Below are 21,817 nucleotides of genomic sequence, written 5' to 3'. Positions count from 1 at the left end.
GGAGTGAACATATTTGACCAACCACGCATTATTTCATACACTACATCAACTTTCCAGACAGACAACCAACAGCCTTAATGAAGCTCTAAAACCATATGGATTGTATAGTGCCCAATGGTCTGTCCTCTTTGTTTTACATACAAAAGGCTCACTAACTCAAAAAGAACTCTCTGATTATTTATTCGTTGAAGCTCCTCCGATGACCCGTACGATTCAGCGGCTTGTTAAACAAGGGTATGTAAGACAAATTCCAGGCAAGGACAAACGGGAGAAGTACATTCAATTAACGGAGGAAGCATTGAAAGAGTTCCCTAAATGGGAACATGCTGTTTCAGAGTGCAATCACGAATTATTAAAAAAATTCTCAGAAGACTCACAACAAGAATTAGTAAAACTGCAAAGTGATTGGTTAAAACAGCTTTTATAAAGGAGTGAAAAACATGAACAAACCAAAATTATGGACGAAGGACTTTATTAATATTTCCTTAAGTAACTTTTTTCTATTTTTGACATTTTATATCCTACTCGTAACTCTGCCTATATATGCATTACAGGAATTTGACAGTAATGCCTCTCAAGCGGGGTTAATGACAACTGTTTTCTTGCTATCTGCCATCATATCTCGTCCACTTGCTGGGCAATGGCTAGAACGAGGAAGCAATAAAAAAGTTCTATTAACGGCACTGATTATTTTCGCTGCTGCTTCCCTTTTATACTTTTTTCCTAAAACAGTAACAGGATTCCTAATCATTCGATTGTTGCACGGAGTGGGTTTTGGAATGGCCACTACCGCTGTAGGAGCGATTGTCGCAGACCTCATTCCAAGCTCCAGGAGAGGGGAGGGAATGGGCTACTTTGTGATGTCGACAAACATGGCAATGGTTTTAGGACCGTTTGTCGGGTTAACAGCCATTCAACAGTGGGGAGCAAAAACAATGTTTATCCTATCGGTCGTTGTAGCCGTAGGTGCACTTATCACTGGCCTCACAGTTAAGTTATCCAAGCCTGAGGAAGCTAAAAAGCAGGTTATTGTTCCCGCTTTCTCATTAAAAAACTTTATTGAACCTTCAGCAGTATCCATTGCCATTGTCGGCAGTTTTTTAGCAATTGTATATTCAGCACTGCTTTCTTTCGTATCGGTTTATGCAAGTGAAATTCATGTTTCTGAAGTTTCAAGTCTTTTCTTTGTGGTGTACGCGATTATATTATTAATGTCCAGACCATTTACAGGAAAATGGCTGGATCAATATGGTCCTAATGTGATTGTGTTCCCTTCGATTATCTTGTTTGCAATTGGGATGTTTGTCTTAAGTCAAAGCGGAGGAGCAGTTACTTTTCTTGTTTCAGCAGGGATGATTGGATTAGGCTGGGGTACTCTTTTTCCCACCTTTCAAACGATTGCCATTCAAAATGCAGCACCTAGAAAACGCGGCTTAGCAACGGCTACATTTCTATCAATCTATGATATTGGTATTGCATTAGGCTCATTTTTGGTAGGATTAATCGCTGCAAAAATGGACTTCAGTTCCTTATACTTCCTATGTTCGTTCTATATTCTCATTGGAGCCGTTCTTTACTACTTCATGCAAGTTCGAAAACCAGGATTGAAACGCCAGCGATATTTAAATGTAAAAGAGCAATAATGGACTAGAACCATCATTAACTTGATGGTTCTTTTATACGTTCTGAGCAGTGATTTTTACTTTTCTGATTCTTTAGGTTACACTTTTTTTGTATATTTATTTTTGAATGGAGGTTTTTACATGTTGGATGTTGTTGTGATTGGTGCAGGGCCTGCGGGTGCGAGTGCAGCCTTATTGACTGCTAAAGCAGGAAAGAAAACATTGGTGCTAGATAATGATAAGACAGTTACAAAACGTGCTTGGGTTGAGAACCATTACGGCGTGTTAGAAATCTCTGGTCCTGACCTCGTTGAAATTGGTAAGCAGCAGGTAACTAAATTTGGCGGCGAAATTATCCAAGCTACTGTTACCAACATCACTAAGGTCGAAGGCGGTTTTAAAGTAGAAACTGATAACGGAGAGCATGAAACAAAGCATGTTATCGTTGCTACTGGTTTCCTTGTAGACCTAGCTGAAAAAGCAGGTATTACTACCAAGCCTGGAACTGAGCCAAGAGTAAAAACGATCCTTGATGTAGATGCACAAGGCAAAACAAATATCGATGGCATTTGGGCCGCTGGAACCGTGGCTGGCGTGAGCGTACATACCATTGTTACTGCTGGTGACGGAGCAAGAGTCGCAATCAACGTGGTAAGCGAATTGAATGGTGAGCGCTATGTTGACCATGATGTATTAAAGGCTTAAGTAATTTATAAGAAGGGTGTCCCAATTTGGGACACCCTCTTTACGCCTCTAAATCCTTTCCTTCTTCAACAATATGGAATAGAAGATGTGCTAGATGGTGAATCGGTCCATATTCTTCTTCCTCTTCACTTACTTCTTCATTGAATTCAAGATCATTTAGATAAAGGGCTGTAAATTCATAAAAATCCTTCAACTGGAAAGAGTAGCAGCCCACTGGGTCTTCACTTCCATCCTCCCCAGTTGGATCCTCATATTGAAGCACCATGTATGACACATCACCATCGGCATCCTCTGCGTCAAAAAAGACAAAAAAGCCAATGTTAGTGTCTAAGTCAAATAGATGCCTTGTGCCACCTTCAGTTGCTTTTTCAAAATCCTCCTGGCTTAGCTTTTGAATTTGCATAGAGTCTACATTATCTTCCTGGTGAAAACCTACAACAAATGATTTCATTTTCCATCCTCCTAGTTATCCACATATAAACTACTTTACCCCTTATTTACAGTTTTAATTAATTTTGTCGGTAAAAATAAAAAAATCCCGACAGCAGTAACTGTCGAGATGGAGTGTATGATTATCCTATTGGTGGATAAATAGGATCTGCTTGCGCTTCATTTATTTGAACCTTTGCCACATCAACCGATGTGCTTTGACTGTTATCATTTACGGGTGTTCCAAAAACAAGTAATGAGAATGAGAATAATAATATGATAGCCTTTTTCATTTTCTTCCTCCTCAAGTAATTTTCATTAGATAATTTACTGCTTCCAGATAATTCCCCTGCTGATGATAATGCTCAGATAGCAGCTTGTAATACCGGATCATTTCTTCCTTATGTTCTTTTGATCCCTCTAAGTAGGGAATTACCTTCAATTCTAAATATTTCATTGCTTTATCAGGAGAATCCATATGAATCAAATAAAATTCAGCTAAAAGACCTTGTTTTTTTGTCCCAATATCTTTTGATAGAGATTTGACTTGAAGAAAACATTCTTTAGCATTCTCAATTAAATTTAAATTGTAATTAATTTCACCAATTCCATACAAAGTTACTACATAGTGTTGGTTTTTTACTGGTTGTAGAGATAAGCTTTTTTCATAATAGAGTAATGCCTCTTTCACATTATTCATTTTATCTTGCAAGTAACCCATATTATGATAGATTTGCGGAAGCATTCTTTCTTCCTTTAACAATTCTGCATTTCGAATTAAGTGATTAAAACAAACCTGCGCTTCCTTATAAATGTTAGAATTCGTATAGTTAATGCCAAGGAGCATTAAAGTATGGAGAATCCGATAAAAGTTATGCTGATTCATAAAGATTTGCAGTGCTAACCTGCCAAAGTGTATGGCATGTCCCGGCTGATCGAGCGAACTCTTTACAAAAGCCCAGTGGTAAAGGAATTCCCCATTCGTTGTTTCAGTGTTATTTTCTAAAAATAATTCGTCGAAAATCTCATCAGCTTTTTTATAATGACCTTTATACATTAAGGATACAGCATTATAATAGCGAAATAAATACTTCTCATGTTGGGAAAAATTTTTCTTTTGCTTGGATAATGTATCGCGTTGAGCTTCTGCTTCTGCCAGTAATCCCTTGAATAAGAGATACCGATATTTATATAATTCATATGAATACATATGAGCAGAAAACGGGATAACATGTTCTATTTCTTTTAACCTATTAAAGATTATTTCTATTTCCTCACGTAAATAAAAGTTAATTTTCTCACCAAAATCTTTTAGGAGGCTTTTTATTAACTCCTCTTTTTCTTCCATTTCTTCAAAGCTCACTTCAAGTCTTTCTAACAGTAGGGAAATAGTCTCTTCATTCGCATCTTTTGAATTATTCTCGATCTTACTTAAATGTGGGATAGAGCAAATTCCAACAGCTAGTTCCTTTTGTGTTATCCCTTTTTGGGTTCTGTAGAATTTTATTAATGGTCCGAATTCCATAGCATCACCACCTTTAGGCGCTATCCTTTTTCCTATCATTTTATAACAATAATGCAACCTCTTCCATCTATTTGTTCAGATAATTTAAAAAATTGTTAAATAGAGTAAAAAGCCATCTGTTCGCAATAAACAGATGGCTTTTATCTATTATCTTACTCTAGGGAAACCAAATCCCGAAGCATAATCATCGCCTGAAGCAGCTCCTGTTCCACCCAAGATATCATTAGATTTTGCACGGTTTTGAAGCTCCGCACGTAGTTGCGTGTGACTCATTGCAGGATTTTCAGCCCAAATTTTTGCAGCTAATCCTGATACATGCGGTGTAGCCATTGACGTTCCACTAATTATATTATAGGAACCGTCATTCCATGTAGACTCAATTGCTCTACCAGGGGCAGACACCTCTACATCACGTTCTTGAATGATATAGTCACCGTCTGTATTTGGATTTCCTCGTGAAGAGAAATCAGCAACACGATATGTACCGTTCTGCTGAACATTTTCTAAAGCAGCCACCGCTACAGCATTAACTAAAGCTCCTGGATACCCGATCGTATTGCTTGATGGTCCATCATTTCCAGCTGCAGCAACCACTAAAACTCCTTTACCATAGGCGTAATCAACAGCACTAGAAATTAGTGAGTCTTTTGCACTTGAACCTAGTGACATCGAGATAATTACTTTCGAGGCAGTTCTAGTCGCCTCATCAGCAGCCATCCGAATAGCAGAAGCAATATCATCTGAATAGCCTGAGCCGCGGTTATTTAGTACTTTATATGCCCAAAGATCGGCTTCCGGTGCTACACCATAAATACCTTGTCCCGTGCTGCCACCATCAGCGAGTACTGTACCCGCTACATGCGTTCCATGTCCATTCCCATCTGAGCAGCTTCCATCAATAAGCGGGGATTTAGTTTGTGTAAAATCCTTACATTGCTCGACTTGATTTGTTAAATCGGCGTGACTTGTATTTGCCCCCGTATCAAGGACAGCCACTTTGATTCCATTACCTCCAGAGGTTGCTTGAATCGCAGCATCATTATATATCGCTTGAATTCCCCAAGGAGTTCGATCACTTGGACCAGAATTTGTAGAACCACCTGGCTTAGCCGCAGCTTCAGTGTTAGGTGCAAGCTGAACTTCTTCTACTTTTTCAATGGTTAAATTTTTGTTTTTTAATAGTGCCTGGTATTGCTTGCTGTTAACTGTTGTAGTGAACCCATCTGCTCCAAAATCCCAGCGAACCCCCACATTCTTCTTTGCTTGTGACTTATCAGCGGTTGGCCCTTGAATGATGACCCGAAAAGATTCATCCTGGCTATTTGGCTGCTGACCAAAGGCACCTGTTGCAAACATGGATACCCCCATAACAAGGCTAAGTACTGATGCTCCTACTACTCTTCTCTTTTTCATCACTATTCTCCCCTACTCTTTTTAACTCCAGGCTTGTACCTGTTCTTTTATTATATTTAGAATTTTCAGAATAAGAATACGAGAATCTACCTAGAAAAGTTGGGAAATTTTTACCGATTCCATTAAAAAAGACCTAAAAAATCCGTCAGGCTCCTGCGTGACGGATTTTTTTATGTTAAAAGTATTTCTTTTTCCAAAAAATTAACGCAGTTAATGTAGACAAAATACTAGCTACACCAATTGATATCCAAAAAGCATGGGGACTATTTTGCAATGGTAAATCGACATTCATGCCGTAAAAACTGAAAACAATCGTTGGAAACGAAAGAATAATTGTGAATGATGTTAAAAACTTCATGACAATATTTACGTTATTGGAAATAATTGATGCAAATGCATCCATCATGCCGCTAAGTATCGAGCTGTATGTCTCAGCCATCTCAATTGCCTGGATTTTCTCAATCATCACATCTTCAAGTAAATCCTTGTCTTCCTCGTACATCTTGATATAACTAAAACGTAGAATTTTATCTAAGACCACTTTGTTCGACTTTAAGGAAGTCGTGAAATAAACCAGACTCTTTTCTAATGCCAGAAATGCATACAATTCTTTATTTTTCATCGATTGGTGAAGTTCCCGCTCAATCTCATTTGTTCTTTTATTAATTTGTTTTAAATATCGCAGATAATAGGACGTAATAATAGCCAGAATTTGCAATGCAAATCGGTTCTTTTTAAAGGTATAAAATTCTTTTATTTTATTATTCTTAAAAACTTCTAAGATTGGAGTATCCTTTAACGATACAGTCAGAATACAATCATCCGTTAAAACAATCCCAACTGGGATGGTCTCATAGATAGGGAATCCTGCATCATCATGCGTAATATAGGGGTAATCGACAATGATATAAACCTGCCCATCTTCACGCTCAATTCTCGGACGTTCTTCATCATCAAGGGCGTCTCTAATAAAGTCAACATAGATGTTAGCTTCATGTGCAACTCTGTTAATTTCTTCTTCGGTTGGGGCATACATATTGACCCAACAGCCCTTTGAAATTTTATCTACTTGATCAAGTACTTTTGTTTCGGTGCTTTTATAAATCTCCAACATGATAAAACCTCCTCACTTACTTTGTTCGAGGAAGCCAAACTACCTTCTTAAGAGCTGATATTCCTGAAGAATCCAATTCAAAGATAACGCTGACTTCCCCCCTACTACCAGGGTCTGGGTCTATTGCATAACTCAAAAATATCAACTCCTTACAATTTAATTACTTCATTATCATAAACCCAAAATCAAAAAAGCACAAACAAGATTTTATTCTGGAAAATAGGGATTTAAGTGAATTAATACCTCGTGAATGTTGTCGTACCTCTCCATCAATCTCCCTTTGATTAACTTAGCAAGGTCATGACCTTCCTTAATGGTTTTAAAATGGTCAATTGATATTCTAAGATCAACTAAAATATAATGACCATGTTCCCTTGCTCTAATTCGATCAATCCTCTTTACCTCTTGGAATTCATTCACTACATTAATGTATTCCTGTAGAGTCTCAGCGTCAATGTTCCTTTCGAGTAGGATATCAAAAGCTTCCATTAACATTTCTTTCGAGATTTTAAAGATTAGGTATGCCACAAATATACTTGCCGCTTTATCTCCATATTGCAAGAATAAAATATCAAAGCGTTCTCCAATGATTGAAAGGAGGACCCCAATTGCTGCAGCAATCGAAGCTACAATATCTGCTTTATGATCAAACGCAATGGCTTCAATTGCCTTACTATTATGCTCGTTAGCCACCTTTAATGATGAGCGGTACAAAATTACTTTTGTAATGTAAGAAATGATCGCTACCCACATGGCTAAGAAGCTTGGTGTTTCCACTTCATGGAAGAAGCCGATAATTCCCTCATATACGACATATATAGAAACGAGAAAAAGTAAAATTCCTACAATTCCTGATACTATGACCTCTGCTTTTCCATGACCGTAAGGGTGCTCTTTATCAGCTGGTTTGTTGGCAATTTTAATCACCAAGAGGACGATAACAGAGGCAAAAACATCTGCAGCAGAATGAATTCCATCCGCAAAAACAGCGTCACTATTTCCAAACCACCCGATGAAAAGTTTTCCTAATGTTAAGAGGATATTACTAATCACACTAATCCAGGCAATTTTCTTAGCTAAGGATTCCCTCATCTTTCAAGTCCACCTCAAAAAAATTCTATTTCTCCATCTGATTATTCCCATTTGCCTCCATCTTCATTTCTTCCTCTTCTTCTTCCACTGTAATCCTATTAATGGCATCATGGAGAAAATGAAAGGCCTCGTCTAATTCTTCCCTTGATGGATATTTATCTTTGTTCATATAAATCAGCTCCTGATATTTTAATGAGTAATCCTCGAATAATAAGTAGAAAATACGGTTGTATCTAATTTTTTAGAAGGAGTTGTAACATGGATAAAAAAAATTCTAACAACAACAGTACAGATTTGGCTGGACGTATTTACGAAACAAGTGATTATCAAAAGAACGATATCATTGCTACTGGCCTTTCGACCACTCATGAACAAGCAAGTGACAGCTATATGGAGGGGGAAATAGATCCATCCACTGATGACGACCTAAACGCGAAGGATCTCCCAATTGCCCAAAAACCATATAGAAACCAATAAATTAGAGAAAACAGCTTTCCAACCGAAAGCTGTTTTCTTATTTACTTATCGTCGTCTACATAAGGATCATGTTCATATGCCGGGAGGTCTCCAAAGCTCGTCATAATCCCTTCTTCATCAAGTGACTGTTCATAGCGTTCGTGTTGTGAGTTTGGATAAACAGTGATATTGTTTCCATACATATCATTTCCAACAAAGTTTTCAAAGTCCTCAACATACCCATCATTTTCATCCGGTTCATTATTAACATCGTTATAATGTTCTTGAGGAAAAGCTAGGTCTGAAGGTGTATCAGATGTTCCCCATTGTGAAACAATCTGCCAAGAGTCCTCTGCATCAAAAGCAACATTCTCATCTTTGGAATCCATGTCAAACTTTCCAAATGGCGGCATTAAAACGCCTTCCTCAATCGGTCGATCATGGGAAACTACTTGATCTGGACTGTGTTCCTTACAATAGGTGGTATTCGGCAGGGCCTCTAATCGTTCAAAAGAAATTTCTTTCCCACATACCTCACATTTTCCATATGTTCCATTTTCCATTGCTTGTAGTGCTTTATTAATATTTCTTAGTTGCAAATCAGTGTGCTCATTTAACGCTATATCCTTTTCCCGTTCGTACAACTCTGAACCCTCATCGGCAGGATGATTATCATAACTAGATAACTCCCCCATTGATTCATGGAAATGACCTCGTTCTAAACCATAATGATCATTTTGTTCCAAACGTTCTTCAATTTCCTCTTTTTCCTTTAATAATTGCAAACGAAAACCAGCAAGTTGCTCTGTCGTTAACATATAATTAACCCCTTTCAAGGTTTATAGCTTTTCTTTTTCGCCGATTTTATATATTTCAACTTTATCTAGTACCTCTTTATTTTCATTGATTTAGGCGGCGATTATGTAATGAATTTCAGTATTCCAACAAAATCCTAAATTGCTGTTATGAACTCACTGAATAAGTTTTTTGTGAGCGTGTATCTTAACATATAGAAAGATATTAGAAAGGAAATGAGGAGACATACATGGTAAATGAAAATTTTAATAAATTCAGAAAAGAACAGCAAGAACATCAAAGTCTATATTTAGGCGGTGCCAATCGGCAACGTGGGAAGAATGACCCTGACTATAATAATCAGGAAATCACAGATAAAACGGTAGGAGCAACTGGGAGAAGCACTGATGGGAAAGTCGAGTAGTGGTGCAAAAGAAAAAGGTACTATGAAGTGGTGGCAGCTTTCGTTATTTGGGGTGGGGTGTACAATCGGTACAGGATTTTTTCTTGGGTCAAGCATCGCCATAAAAATGACTGGACCGGCTATTTTAATCGCCTTCATCCTTGCAGCTGCTGGAACCTATCTTGTCTTTGATGCCCTTGCAAAAATGACAGCTCAAGAACCTTTAAAGGGCGGTTTTCGTTCCTATGCGAAAAAAGCTTTTGGCAGATGGGCTGGATTTAGCAGCGGATGGGTCTATTGGATGTCAGAGGTATTAATTATGGGGAGTCAAATGACTGCACTATCGATTTTCTCCCGTTTCTGGTTCCCCAAAATCCCACTTTGGGTTTTTGCTGGTATTTATGCACTGCTAGGACTTGTTGTTGTCCTAATCGGAGTCAGTATCCTAAACAAACTAGAGAATGTACTGGCCATTTTAAAAATAGCAGCGATATTAATGTTCGTGATTATTGCTTTACTGGCGATATTCGGAGTAATCGATGGAGATAGACCGATTCAATACCCTGATAGCCAAAAGGATTTAATCCCACACGGTGTTTTAGGATTATGGTCTGGTGTAATTTTTGCCTTTTATGCATTTGGCGGTATTGAAATATTAGGGTTAATGGCTACACAGTTAAAGGATCCGAAGGAAGCTCCAAAGGCTGGAAAGGTAATGTTATTGACCCTTATGATTATCTACATGCTCTCAATTGGTCTCGCTGTCTTAATGGTGCCTTGGAATCAATTTAATGGCGAGAAAAGTCCCTTTGTTAATGCATTAGCTAATTATGATTTAACTTTTATTCCCCATCTTTTTAATGGAGCATTAATTATTGCCGGTTTTTCAACCATGGTTGCCTCCCTTTTTGCCGTTACCAGCATACTTGTTACACTGTCTGAAGAAGGGGACGCACCTGGATTATTTTGCAAACAGGGAAAATTAAAGGTTCCAATACCTACTTTGCTCATTACAGTACTAGGAATATCAGGATCGATTATCAGCGCATTATTAATGCCAGGCCATGTATATGAGTACATTACTACAGCTGCAGGACTTATGCTTCTCTACAATTGGATTTTTATTTTAGCTTCATCATGGAAACTATTAGAGGTCACCACTAAGGATAAAATCAAATACTCATTGGGTATTCTGTTCATATTAATAGCTGTTAGTGGTACCCTATTTCATGGCACCAGCAGACCCGGCTTCTTCATCAGCCTAGCATTCGTGGGTATTATTGGCTGCATAACCTTGATCATGAATCTTAAATGGAAAAAGAAAAAGAAAAAAGGAAAGGTTTTTAGCCCTTGGCCAACCGCTTAAAAAACTGCCAGCGTTTACTATGCTGGCTTTTTTTGTTATCCAAATAATACATTGAATGCTTGATATCCAAAGTAAATACCAAATCCAATTAATGATATTCCTGATAAAAGTGAAATCCCTACAAGCAGCCGGGAAGTTAAATATTTACGGAAATTACTCGCAATACCCGCCATTGTGATATCCCATAATAGTAATCCAATAAAGATGGCACTGCTATAAAGGATTAACTGACTCGTTTCATAGGTCGCAGCCGTCTTGGCAAGAACAGAGCCGTAAATCCCTAGCCAAAATAAAATCGTCAACGGATTGGATATGGACATAAAGAAACCAGATAAAAAGGATTTTGCTAATGGTTCATCCTTCCTTTTTTCTCCAATTTTCAGCTTATTTGCTGATAGCATGGTTTCAATTCCCGTATACATTAATACAAAGCAGCCAAATAACCACAAAAAGGTTTTCATAAAAGGAGTCTCAAGAAAGTGAACAACCCCAAAATAAACAACCATCATATAAACGCCATCAGCTGCGACCGCCCCTACCCCAATAAGCCATGAATGCATAAAACCATGCCTTATTCCCTTATCAATTTGAGCTGCATTTATTGGACCAATCGGAGCAGCTAATGACAATCCTAGTAAAATATAACTCAAAAATACATTCATTGTAATCTCTCCCTGAATCTTAATAGAAGCCTGTCTATCAATTTTTATTCAGGAAAGAGGGTTTGTACCACTTTTATTTCAAAAAAAAGAGTCTTCTTTGGTAAGAAAACTCTTTGCTTAGACTTTACATATAGGAGCTAGTTTGTCTCAGATAATTTTCTATGCTCAATTGTATATAACTCCTCTTCATCTTTGTCTCTAATTAAATGATGACGGAGGGGAGGCATTGAGAAGGTATCAATATCAATAATAAATTTGGGACGGTGCTTAGATTCTTTATAAATTTCCCTACATACTCTCCAATTAACCCGATGGCAATAAGCTGTAAGCCTCCAATTAACCAGATAGAAGTAATTAGTGACGTCCACCCTGTCGAAGTCTCCCCTATTGCTTTTAATAGTAAGAAATATACGCCAAATAATATGCTTAGAAAAAAGGAAACAAACCCTATAAACAATACAAACCGAATCGGCGAAACAGAAAAGGATGTTATACCATCAAAAGCAAACGCTAGCATTTTTTTCAATGGATACTTTGTTTCGCCGGCTTGTCTTTCTTTGCGGTCATAGTACACGATATCTGATCTAAATCCAAGGAGTGGAACAATTCCGCGTAAAAAAAGATTTACCTCTTTAAATCCCTCTAATTCCACTACTGCCCGTTTACTCATTAAACGAAAATCCGCATGGTTATAAACAAGATCAACACCCATTTTTTTCATGATTTTATAAAAACCTTGAGCAGTGCTTCGCTTAAAGAGCGTATCACTATCCCTGCGTTTTCGAACGCCGTAAACAATCTCATTTCCTTCATTAAATTTATGGATAAATTCACGTATCACCTCAATGTCATCTTGTAGGTCAGCGTCTATCGAGACAACACAATCTGAAGAGTCCTTAGCAGCGAACAATCCTGCTAATAACGCGTTCTGATGCCCCACATTTCTTGATAATTTTAAACCGCGGACATGCTCATTTCTTAATCCTGCTTTATAAATCATTTCCCAAGTTCGGTCCTTACTTCCATCATCCACAAACAAGATCTTCGTTGTGTTAGAAACGAGCTGTTCGCTTATTAACTGTTTTACAAGCTGGTCGAGCTGATTAATGGTTTCAGGTAATACTTCTTCTTCATTATAACAAGGCACAACAATCGTCAGGACAGGCTCAATCATTCGTTATAACCCCCGATGTTTACAAAGTCTTGTATAAATAAATCTTCCATGCAGAGTTTTTCGATTCAAATACCTTATCCAGTTTTAGTTGAATCCTCTCTGAGTTAGCGATAGGCAGTGCAGATAGTATGTATTTACCACCCATTTCTTTAAATACAGTCGTATTTAATTGCAGGTTCTTTAATTTCCGTTTGGAGTCTTTTTTAATCATATATTTTTTTCCAAGCTGTCCAGTATAGATGTAACAGCGGCCACCCCACTGATCAAAATATTTGCGGATTGTTTTATTTTTTGCCAACTCCGCATCAATTATTTTCCTAAATTGGTGTTTGTATGATAATGGGTAAAAGTTATTATAGGTATCCAATGTATAGAAGCCATTATACTGGGATATCGCAGGATGAATGCCAATACTGGCCACCCGGTAATTTTTTTGTTCATCACCGATATGTTCTTTTATTTCGGTAAATAATTCCTCGGCATAAAATTCTCCTACTGTTGGTTTTTTGTGATAGAAAATCTCATCATTAAATAAACAAAGCAAGAGAATTTGCGCGATGGCAAACCATTTGGCCGTATTTGCCCAGCTGCGCCCTTGAAGTGAAAGAATTTTTAAGGATAGAGCAAACCCGGCATAAATGACCATTGGTCTTAAAAAGTGATAGCGGGCAAAATTGAAGGTGTCCATAAAATGAAATCTCTTCGTTAAAGGTAACCAGCCTTTATAAAACCAAAATGCATACCATAGTGATAACAAAAAGTTTAATCCAAATAAAAAGACAAAAAGCTTTTCCTGTTTCCAAAGTTTTTTGGAGTAAACAAAATAAAGTGCTATAAACATCACAGGCAGAATAAAGAGTCCGTGTACTGTCATAACATGCGTATGTCCTAAAACATAATTTTTAAAGGTCAGCCTGACTACTCTCCATATGGGTAAAGTAGCATGAAAATATTCATCACGGCTATTTGGTTCTGTCGAAAATAAAAAGGAATTAACCAATCGATATTCAACCAGCATAAAAATACAAGTCATGTAGGCAATAGATAAAAAGAAACGAAGATTCCATCCCTTTCCTCTAATAACATCAGTGAGCCAAAAGATTCCCATTGCGCTTAGGAAAAAGAAAAAACCTAAGACGATGCTAGCGTATAAAGGAATTAACGTAAGGACCACGTAATCTTTTTTGGACCCTTCTCCATTTCGGATATTAAGGAAAGCCCACAGTGCCAGCGGCATTCCCAACGTGCTAAGCATGCCTGATGGCCAAAAGGGGGTTAAGGCAAATGCCAGTGATACGCCCACTTGCAGGAAGCCCCATCTTTCACCAGGAAGAAAATGTTTCTTTAATAATAAATACATCCCGATAAAGGCCACTACCCTGGTTAAAGCTTGACTGAGACCATAAGCAATCATGGTTGGAAACAACGCATAGAGCCAGACAATGATACTGTATTCCGTTCCAAATGCATTTCTTGGCACTCCGTTAATAATTTGGGGGATTACAGCATCAACATCTCCAAACATTTGACCGCTCTTTGCAAGAACTTTGTACCATGCTAAATTCGAATCCAAATTATCATGAACTCGTATATGAGCATTTTCTTGGAGAATAAAAAGTGGGGAAAGATATAGTGTTAGAATTAGCAAAGCAAAAAGGATCCATCTTAGCTCTTTTTTCTTATCAGTGAACACTCATTACACCTCGTAAGCCTTCTTTCTCTTGTTTAATAAAGTTTGCATATAGGATGGAAATTATTCCTTTTACTCATTAGTTTTCCTAAACGATCAATAGATAAAAAAATACCTTCCAGGTTAATGGAAGGCATTTTTATTTTTCGATTTAGTGTTTTATCTGTTTATTTTCGAAAACATTTAAAAGAAAATCGAGCTTTTGGCTGCATTGAACAACATTTGGGTTTGAATATCCATATTGTCGTGCTAATTCAATCATTTCATTTCTGGTTTTTTCAATATCAGATAACAAATAGTTCATGCTCGTCTCCACGGCTCGGACCTCTTTTCATGTTTATAACATATTTATATTATTAACCTTAATTTAAGAAATTTTTCACTTTAAAACAAGTAGTCTACATAAAAATAATTGTAACTTATGTGAACATTATACTAGTACAATATTCATAATCCTACGAAAGTTGGTCAGAACTCAAAATCGATTCAAGTTCCTTGACAAGAACTTTTCCTGTTTCAATATACTGTTCGGGAAAACTGGCATCCTTATCAACGGGCTCAGAGAACTGATTCAAGGTGCCTGCTGAGACTTGGTCATCAAGACCGATTTGATACTTATGAGACAATAGGAATGGCCTTCCAAGCTCAACTGTGCAGTTGTGTGCGTCTAACTGACCATCTATGGCAGAAAACGGCAGCCTTAAAAACTGATAGCCTACTTCATCATTTATTTTGTAATCAAAGGCACCGTGATCATAATCCCAGTTACCGCCGATTGAATATCCGATTGGTTTTAGCATTTGTTCGAGCTTGTACAAATCAAACTGTTTACCTTCTACACTTGATGGTATTTCAATCATAATACAGCCCCCTTTTCATCATTATTTATTAGTTTTCCCAAAAAGGATAAAAAATAGAGTACTGAATTTCTCAGTACTCTACTTTTTTTATTACAATCTCTTTTCTAGTTCAGCCTTTTTCTCTTCAAATCCTGGCTTTCCTAGTAAGGCGAACATGTTTACTTTGTACGCCTCAACTCCTGGCTGGTCGAATGGATTTACGCCTAGTAAGTATCCACTCATTGCACATGCTTTTTCGAAGAAATAGACTAGGTAACCAAATGTGTATTCATCCATTTCAGGAATGGATACGATTAAATTTGGTACGCCTCCATCTGTATGTGCAAGCATGGTACCTTGGAATGCTTTATTGTTTACAAAGTCTACAGATTGTCCTGCAAGATAATTTAAGCCATCTAAATCACTTTCTGCTTCTTCAATCGTCAATTCATGGCGTGGTTTTTCTACCTTAATGACGGTTTCGAACAAATCACGGCGACCTTCTTGTACATATTGTCCTAAAGAATGTAGATCGGTTGAGAAGTTAGCGGAAGAAGGGTAGATACCTTTTTGGTCTTTTCCTTCACTTTCTCCAAATAACTGCTTCCACCATTCAGAAAAGTACTGAAGTCCTGGCTCGTAATTGATTAGCATTTCAATTGTTTTCCCTTTATTATAAAGAGCATTTCTTACAGCCGCATATTGGTATGCTTGGTTTTCTTCAAGCTCAGAAGTGCTGTACTCTTCTTGTGCTTTTGCAGCCCCCTGCATCATTTTATCAATGTCAGCACCACTCACAGCAATTGGCAATAATCCTACCGCTGTTAGCACAGAGTAACGTCCGCCAATATCATCTGCAATCACAAATGATTCATAACCTTCTTCTGTGGCTAAAGTTTTCAATGCACCTCTTGCCTTGTCCGTTGTAGCATATATTCTCTTACGTGCTTCTTCGACACCATATTTCTCCTCAAGAAGCTTACGGAATATTCTAAAGGCAATCGCAGGTTCTGTTGTTGTGCCTGACTTTGAAATAACATTTACTGAAAAGTCTTTTCCATCAAGCAAGTCCATAACATCTCTCATATATGAAGAACTAATGTTATTACCTACAAATATAATTTGCGGTGTTTTACGCTTTTCTTTTGGAAGGGCATTATAGAAGCTGTGCTGCAGCATTTCAATTGCAGCTCGTGCTCCTAAATAGGAACCGCCAATTCCGATTACTAAAAGAACATCTGAATCGGATTTAATTTTATCCGCCGCTTTTTTAATGCGTGAGAACTCTTCTTTATCGTAGTTTGTAGGAAGGTCAATCCAGCCTAAAAAGTCACTTCCAGCACCTGTCTGCTCATGAAGGGAATGATGTGCAACCTTTACGGCATCACGTAAGTATGTAATTTCATGCTCTGCGAAGAAGGTTAACGCTTTTGAATAATCAAAACGTATGTGTGTCATGTATGTAATCCTCCAATAAATTTATTTTCAATTCTCACTTTAACGAAAGCTGGACAGATTATCAAGAAGGGGCTCCTCTTGTAAGCGTACCCATTTTCGCCATTTTTTTTACATTCTTCAGATTTTGTCGAAAAAAAGAAACGAACACCCATAAGTGCCCGTTTTTTTTGTTTGCTGTATTAAATTGGCCTGTTGATTTCCGCTCCACTAAGGAAAGCTTCATTGTATAATCACCGCAGGGACAGGCGCTCTTTGCCTGTCACGAGGCACTTCGCTTTCCGCGGGCGTGCCGAGGAGCCTCCTCGGCGCTTAAGCGCCTGTGGGGTCTCCTCAGCCCCGTACTCCCGCAGGAGTCTTCGTGCCTTCCGCGAAAATCAACAGGGTGCAAAAATCACTTATTAGTTTTTTAAGCACAGCCTTATAATTAAAGTGACTCACGATAAATGGTTAATACGTCTTCTCTGTTTAGTTTTGTAAAGTTTCCGAATTCACCATAGACCATTGCTCTGTCTGCCATTATTTCTAGTTTGCTGTCATCGATGTTATAGTCTGCTAGGCGGGCGGGAGCACCGATACTGTTCCAGTATTCACGTAATTTTTGTATACCTTCAAGGCCTGCTTCTTCAGCAGATTTACCTTCTGGGTCTACCCCAAAGACTCTTACAGCAAGCTGTTTAAAACGCTCTGGTTTTACCTTAAGGTTATGTTTCATCCAGTGAGGAAATAAAATTGCCAGACCTCCGCCATGCGGGATATCATAAACCGCTGATACAGCATGTTCAAGATTATGTGTAGCCCAATCACCACGATAGCCCATATTTAAGATACCGTTTAAAGCCATTGTCCCGCTATAAAGAATGGTAGCACGATGTTCATAACTTTCGAGATCCTGAAGCAATTTAGGTGCTGTTTCCATAACGGTAATGAGCAATGATTCGCACATTCTATCTTGGAATAATGTATTTTCTTCCAAATGAAAATAATGCTCTAATACATGAGACATCATATCAACAATTCCATAAATGGTTTGATCCCGTGGAACGGAAAAAGTATGTACAGGATCCAAAATTGAGAATTTCGGAAACGTAAACGGACTTCCCCACCCATATTTTTCATTTGTCTCCCAATTGGTAATAACGGAGCCAGAATTCATCTCTGAACCAGTAGCCGCTAACGTGAGGACTGTTCCAAATGGCAATGCTTCATTTACCGCTGCTTTTCTTGTAACCAGGTCCCATGCGTCACCGTCATACTTTGCACCTGCTGCAATTAACTTCGTACAGTCAATAACACTGCCGCCGCCAACAGCTAAGAGTACATCTATACCTTCGTTTTTACAGATTTCTACACCTTTACGGGCTGTTGTAATCCGCGGATTCGGTTCAACTCCAGGCAATTCAAACACTTGTGCGTCGATTTCATTCAACAAGTTAATCACTTTGTCATAAAGACCGCTGCGCTTTATGCTGCCTCCGCCGTAAACCACAAGCACTTTCTTTCCATAACGAGGGATTTCGGATTTTAATTGTTCAAGCTGTCCTTTACCAAAAATTAATTTGGTTGGATTCCAAAACGTAAAATTTTGCATGATATGCACATCCTTTCCACAACCCATTATTATTGAAAAAAAAAATTTTTGCAAAGGTTAAACAGATGAATATTTCTTCTCAATTTCAGCAAGCTATTATTGAAAGTATATTGATAGGAGGAATTTACCTTGAGTACAATTCAAAGAATTGCTCTAATCCTTACAATCATTGGTGCTATTAACTGGGGATTAATTGGTTTTTTTGGATTTAATTTAGTTGAAGCCATTTTTGGCGATAATTCAGCTCTTTCCAGAATTATATATGGCTTAGTAGGAATAGCTGGACTTATTAACCTAGGACTACTATTCAAGCCAAATGAGCAGCATGTTAGAGAGCCACAAACAAATACTAATAGTTAAGAAAAAAATCCTTGCATTGCTTTTGCAAGGATTTTTTCATATCCATCCCCTAAACTCTGAGGCTTCTACCATTTTTCTCACACCGACCATATATGCCGCTGTACGCAGATTTACATGGCTGCGGTTTGAGATTTCAGATATTTGGTGAAACGCACTGATCATTTTTTCACGTAATTTAGCTGATACTTCCTCGTTATCCCAATAATAACCCTGCTTGTTTTGAACCCATTCGAAATAAGATACAGTAACTCCTCCAGCTCCCGCAAGGACATCGGGAACAAGTAGTACTCCTCGCTCTGAAAGAATTCTTGTCGCTTCAATGGTCGTAGGACCATTAGCAGCCTCAACTATTATCTTTGCTCTAATATTTTGAGCATTCTTTGCTGTTATTTGATTGGAAATTGCCGCTGGTACGAGAATATCACATTCCTGTTCAAGCAATTCTTCGTTGGTCATGGTCCCATCAAATAGGGAAGTAACGGTTCCAAAACTGTCACGACGACTAAGCAAATATTCAATATTTAAGCCATCTGGGTCATAAAGGGCGCCATATACATCAGAAATCCCAACGATAATCGCTCCTGATTTATGCATGAATTTTGCAATGTAACTGCCTGCATTACCGAAGCCTTGAACAATGATACGTGCCCCCTTAATTGAAAGTCCCCGTAACTTTACAGCTTCTTCAATACAAATGGCTGCACCTAGTGCCCCAGCTTCTTCCCTAACTTCTGAACCCCCAAGGACTAGGGGCTTCCCAGTTATAAAACCAGGAGAATCAAATTTCCTCAGACGACTGTATTCATCCATCATCCAGGCCATGATCTGTGAATTTGTATACATATCGGGTGCCGGGATATCTTTGGTTGGACCAACAATTTGACTGATCGAGCGGACATATCCGCGGCTTAGGCGCTCTAATTCACCAAATGAAAGAGTACGAGGATTACAAATAATACCTCCCTTTCCACCTCCAAATGGTAAATCAGCAATTCCGCATTTCATGCTCATCCACATCGATAATGCCTTGATATCATCATCTTTTATCTTGGGATGGAAAAGAACGCCACCAATCGTTGGTCCAACAGAATCATTATGTTGTGCCCTATAGCCGCTAAAAATTTTAACTGAGCCATCATCCATCCGAACCGGAATCCTTACATGAAGCATTCGTAAAGGTTCCCTCAACAACTCGAATGCAGCTTCTGGAAGTCCTAATCTTTGCAATGCGTCATGAATAACAATCTGTGTGGATGTAAGTAAATTTAATGTCTCTTTATCGTTGTCATCTACACGATTTGTTACATCCTTTTTCCCCATTTTGGCACCTCGAGTTTTTTCATTTAACTAAGTACTTTATTAATGCGTTCAATAGCCCAATCTAATTCATCTCTACTTATAATCAGCGGAGGGGCGAAACGAATCACTGTATGATGTGTTTCCTTACATAACAGCCCTTGCTCTTTTAATTTTTCACAATATTTTCGTGCTGGCTCATTTAATTCTACACCGATAAACAATCCACGACCTCTAACATCTTTAATTCGCGGATTCTGTATTTCTTTTAATTTACTTACAAAATATTGTCCTAACTCCAGTGATTTATCGGAGAGTTTCTCGTCAATCAGTACATCTAAAGCAGCAATTGATACTGCACATGCCAGTGGATTTCCTCCGAAGGTAGAACCGTGAGATCCTGGATTAAATACGCCTAAAATATCTTGGTTTGCGACTACACAGGAAATAGGAAATACACCGCCGCCAAGCGCCTTACCAAGAATATACATATCTGGCTGTATTCCTTCCCACTCACAGGCAAACATTTTACCCGTACGGGCCAATCCAGCCTGGATTTCATCCGCGATAAAAAGAACATTATTTTGTTTACATAAATCAAAGGCATCCTTCATAAAGCCTTCAGGAGGAATAACAATACCTGCCTCACCTTGAATAGGTTCAATTAAAAAGGCTGCAGTATTGACTGTAATGGCTGATTTTAAAGCGTCTAAATCACCATAAGGTATTAGTTTGATACCGGGAAGCATTGGTCCAAAACCACGCTTATATTCGGCTTCAGAAGACAAGGAAACCGCAGTCATCGTTCTGCCATGGAAGTTTCCTGTGCAGGCGATAATTTCTGCTTGGTCTTCTGCAACGCCTTTTACATCATAAGACCATCGGCGTGCGGCTTTAACTGCTGTTTCTACTGCCTCAGCACCTGTATTCATAGGAAGCGCCATTTCTTTTTTTGTTAATTTGCAAATCTTTTCATACCACAGACCTAATTGGTCATTATGAAAAGCGCGAGAAGTTAACGTTACTTTATCTGCTTGATCTTTTAGCGCTTGAATAATTTTTGGGTGCCGATGACCTTGGTTTACTGCGGAATAAGCACTTAACATATCCATATATTTATTTCCTTCAGGGTCTTCTACCCAAATTCCTTCAGCGCGTGAAATTACAATTGGAAGTGGATGATAGTTATTTGCCCCGTATTTCTCGGTTTGTTCAATTAATTCCTCTGTTTTCATTTCTGCAGCCATTAACCTTTCCTCCTCCGTTTCACCGGTGAATTATGTACATACCTATTGTAGCCGAGCATGTAAAAAGAATGAACCATTATGAAAAAATCTTTTCAAAAAAAAACCTAGTTCCCGCTAATTAATAGCAAGGTACTAGGCTTTTTAATCATCTTATTATTTCTTAATTAGATCTTCACGCTGTGATTGGTCAATCCACTCTTGAAGCTTGTCTTTTAATGTGTTAAAACCTTGTTGGCCTTCAACTTCTGGTACAATTGCAGCAGCCTGACGCTTACGAGGCTTTTTTGGTTTAGCAACAGCCTGTTGTACAGGGGCTTCTTCCGTTGCACGAATAGATAAACCAATTTTGCCAGCATTTTCATCAATTGATAATACTTTTACATTAACTTCATCTCCAACTTTCAGATGATCGTTAATATCTTTCACATAACCATGTGTGATTTCAGAAATATGCACAAGACCTTGTGTATTTTCATCTAATGCTATGAACGCTCCATAAGGTTGAATTCCTGTTACTTTACCTGTTAATACACTTCCAGTTTCGATCTTTTCTGTCATGAAAACACTCCTAAGAAATAATTAT

The 21,817-nt window shown here is 38.1% G+C and carries 24 protein-coding genes and 1 pseudogene; 7 read left to right on the top strand and 18 right to left on the bottom strand.

The window, feature by feature from the left end; translation table 11 throughout:
- The first annotated feature begins 13 nt into the window (after positions 1-13).
- The 3 genes from ABC255_RS05745 to ABC255_RS05735 all read left to right on the top strand — a co-directional run bounded on the left by ABC255_RS05745 (position 14) and on the right by ABC255_RS05735 (position 2,327).
- Positions 14-427 carry a MarR family winged helix-turn-helix transcriptional regulator gene (locus ABC255_RS05745; protein ID WP_412991983.1) on the top strand — a complete coding sequence of 138 codons (414 nt, stop codon included), beginning with the start codon at positions 14-16 and terminating at the stop codon, positions 425-427.
- A 13-nt stretch (positions 428-440) separates the two neighbouring features.
- Positions 441-1,643, top strand: a complete 1,203-nt coding sequence (locus tag ABC255_RS05740; RefSeq protein WP_335529031.1) for an MFS transporter — start codon at positions 441-443, stop codon at positions 1,641-1,643.
- Positions 1,644-1,763: 120 nt separating this feature from the next.
- Positions 1,764-2,327, top strand: coding sequence for an FAD-dependent oxidoreductase (locus tag ABC255_RS05735; protein ID WP_335529029.1), 564 nt, complete (start codon positions 1,764-1,766; stop codon positions 2,325-2,327).
- 40 nt (positions 2,328-2,367) lie between these two features.
- On the opposite strand, the gene ABC255_RS05730 is transcribed toward ABC255_RS05735, so the two are convergent.
- From ABC255_RS05730 to ABC255_RS05700, 7 genes are all read right to left on the bottom strand, one after another.
- Positions 2,368-2,778 (bottom strand): cytosolic protein, encoded by a 411-nt coding sequence (locus ABC255_RS05730; protein WP_412991980.1) that lies wholly within the window; start codon positions 2,776-2,778, stop codon positions 2,368-2,370.
- A gap of 121 nt (positions 2,779-2,899) precedes the next feature.
- On the bottom strand, positions 2,900-3,049 hold the full coding sequence (locus ABC255_RS05725) for a hypothetical protein (RefSeq protein WP_412991978.1): 150 nt from the start codon (positions 3,047-3,049) through the stop codon (positions 2,900-2,902).
- Between the two features lie 11 nt (positions 3,050-3,060).
- Positions 3,061-4,281 carry a helix-turn-helix domain-containing protein gene (locus ABC255_RS05720; protein ID WP_412991976.1) on the bottom strand — a complete coding sequence of 407 codons (1,221 nt, stop codon included), beginning with the start codon at positions 4,279-4,281 and terminating at the stop codon, positions 3,061-3,063.
- 147 nt (positions 4,282-4,428) lie between these two features.
- On the bottom strand, positions 4,429-5,694 hold the full coding sequence (locus ABC255_RS05715; protein WP_412991974.1) for a S8 family serine peptidase: 1,266 nt from the start codon (positions 5,692-5,694) through the stop codon (positions 4,429-4,431).
- Between the two features lie 175 nt (positions 5,695-5,869).
- Complete coding sequence (locus ABC255_RS05710; RefSeq protein WP_412991972.1) at positions 5,870-6,808, bottom strand: magnesium transporter CorA family protein; 939 nt, start codon at positions 6,806-6,808, stop codon at positions 5,870-5,872.
- Positions 6,809-7,015: 207 nt separating this feature from the next.
- The gene (locus ABC255_RS05705) at positions 7,016-7,900 is read right to left on the bottom strand and encodes a cation diffusion facilitator family transporter (protein WP_412991970.1); all 885 of its coding nucleotides are present in this window, start codon (positions 7,898-7,900) and stop codon (positions 7,016-7,018) included.
- Between the two features lie 25 nt (positions 7,901-7,925).
- Positions 7,926-8,069, bottom strand: coding sequence for a hypothetical protein (locus ABC255_RS05700; RefSeq protein WP_179595354.1), 144 nt, complete (start codon positions 8,067-8,069; stop codon positions 7,926-7,928).
- Between the two features lie 89 nt (positions 8,070-8,158).
- On the opposite strand from ABC255_RS05700, the gene ABC255_RS05695 reads away from it, so the two are divergent.
- Positions 8,159-8,377 (top strand): YozQ family protein, encoded by a 219-nt coding sequence (locus ABC255_RS05695; protein ID WP_412991968.1) that lies wholly within the window; start codon positions 8,159-8,161, stop codon positions 8,375-8,377.
- 41 nt (positions 8,378-8,418) lie between these two features.
- Here ABC255_RS05695 and ABC255_RS05690 read toward each other — a convergent pair whose 3' ends face one another.
- On the bottom strand, positions 8,419-9,174 hold the full coding sequence (locus tag ABC255_RS05690) for a TraR/DksA C4-type zinc finger protein (protein WP_335528999.1): 756 nt from the start codon (positions 9,172-9,174) through the stop codon (positions 8,419-8,421).
- Between the two features lie 227 nt (positions 9,175-9,401).
- Here ABC255_RS05690 and ABC255_RS05685 point away from each other — a divergent pair, with 227 nt between their 5' ends.
- On the top strand, positions 9,402-9,575 hold the full coding sequence (locus ABC255_RS05685; protein WP_412991966.1) for a hypothetical protein: 174 nt from the start codon (positions 9,402-9,404) through the stop codon (positions 9,573-9,575).
- Positions 9,559-10,920 carry an amino acid permease gene (locus ABC255_RS05680; protein WP_412991964.1) on the top strand — a complete coding sequence of 454 codons (1,362 nt, stop codon included), beginning with the start codon at positions 9,559-9,561 and terminating at the stop codon, positions 10,918-10,920. The genes ABC255_RS05685 and ABC255_RS05680 overlap by 17 nt, the downstream gene beginning before the upstream one ends.
- 35 nt (positions 10,921-10,955) lie before the next feature.
- Here the strand turns inward: ABC255_RS05680 and ABC255_RS05675 are convergent, their stop codons facing one another.
- The 7 genes and pseudogenes from ABC255_RS05675 to ABC255_RS05645 all read right to left on the bottom strand — a co-directional run bounded on the left by ABC255_RS05675 (position 10,956) and on the right by ABC255_RS05645 (position 18,331).
- Complete coding sequence (locus ABC255_RS05675) at positions 10,956-11,582, bottom strand: LysE family transporter (protein WP_412991962.1); 627 nt, start codon at positions 11,580-11,582, stop codon at positions 10,956-10,958.
- Between the two features lie 137 nt (positions 11,583-11,719).
- Positions 11,720-12,756 (bottom strand): annotated as a pseudogene (locus tag ABC255_RS05670) (glycosyltransferase family 2 protein).
- Positions 12,757-12,775: 19 nt separating this feature from the next.
- Positions 12,776-14,449, bottom strand: coding sequence for a DUF6044 family protein (locus ABC255_RS05665; RefSeq protein WP_412991960.1), 1,674 nt, complete (start codon positions 14,447-14,449; stop codon positions 12,776-12,778).
- A 148-nt stretch (positions 14,450-14,597) separates the two neighbouring features.
- The gene (locus ABC255_RS05660; RefSeq protein WP_412991958.1) at positions 14,598-14,750 is read right to left on the bottom strand and encodes a Spo0E family sporulation regulatory protein-aspartic acid phosphatase; all 153 of its coding nucleotides are present in this window, start codon (positions 14,748-14,750) and stop codon (positions 14,598-14,600) included.
- Positions 14,751-14,901: 151 nt separating this feature from the next.
- A complete protein-coding gene (locus ABC255_RS05655) occupies positions 14,902-15,306 on the bottom strand; it encodes a YugN-like family protein (protein ID WP_412991956.1) in 405 nt (134 codons plus the stop codon).
- Positions 15,307-15,396: 90 nt separating this feature from the next.
- On the bottom strand, positions 15,397-16,743 hold the full coding sequence (locus ABC255_RS05650; protein ID WP_412991954.1) for a glucose-6-phosphate isomerase: 1,347 nt from the start codon (positions 16,741-16,743) through the stop codon (positions 15,397-15,399).
- Positions 16,744-17,167: 424 nt separating this feature from the next.
- Positions 17,168-18,331, bottom strand: coding sequence for an iron-containing alcohol dehydrogenase (locus ABC255_RS05645; RefSeq protein ID WP_412991952.1), 1,164 nt, complete (start codon positions 18,329-18,331; stop codon positions 17,168-17,170).
- Between the two features lie 129 nt (positions 18,332-18,460).
- On the opposite strand from ABC255_RS05645, the gene ABC255_RS05640 reads away from it, so the two are divergent.
- Positions 18,461-18,691 (top strand): DUF378 domain-containing protein, encoded by a 231-nt coding sequence (locus ABC255_RS05640; RefSeq protein ID WP_412991950.1) that lies wholly within the window; start codon positions 18,461-18,463, stop codon positions 18,689-18,691.
- Positions 18,692-18,727: 36 nt separating this feature from the next.
- On the opposite strand, the gene ABC255_RS05635 is transcribed toward ABC255_RS05640, so the two are convergent.
- From ABC255_RS05635 to yugI, 3 genes are all read right to left on the bottom strand, one after another.
- The gene (locus ABC255_RS05635; RefSeq protein WP_412991948.1) at positions 18,728-20,011 is read right to left on the bottom strand and encodes a Glu/Leu/Phe/Val family dehydrogenase; all 1,284 of its coding nucleotides are present in this window, start codon (positions 20,009-20,011) and stop codon (positions 18,728-18,730) included.
- 23 nt (positions 20,012-20,034) lie between these two features.
- Positions 20,035-21,234, bottom strand: a complete 1,200-nt coding sequence (locus tag ABC255_RS05630; RefSeq protein WP_412991946.1) for an ornithine--oxo-acid transaminase — start codon at positions 21,232-21,234, stop codon at positions 20,035-20,037.
- Positions 21,235-21,387: 153 nt separating this feature from the next.
- Positions 21,388-21,792, bottom strand: coding sequence for a S1 domain-containing post-transcriptional regulator GSP13 (yugI, locus tag ABC255_RS05625; protein WP_335528962.1), 405 nt, complete (start codon positions 21,790-21,792; stop codon positions 21,388-21,390).
- Positions 21,793-21,817 lie beyond the last annotated feature (25 nt).

It is taken from the genome of Neobacillus canaveralius, assembly GCF_047237705.1.
Lineage (GTDB): Bacteria > Bacillota > Bacilli > Bacillales > Cytobacillaceae > Neobacillus > Neobacillus niacini_K.
Note: the sequence above shows the minus strand (reverse complement) of the source record. Positions and strands in the feature narration are given on the sequence as shown.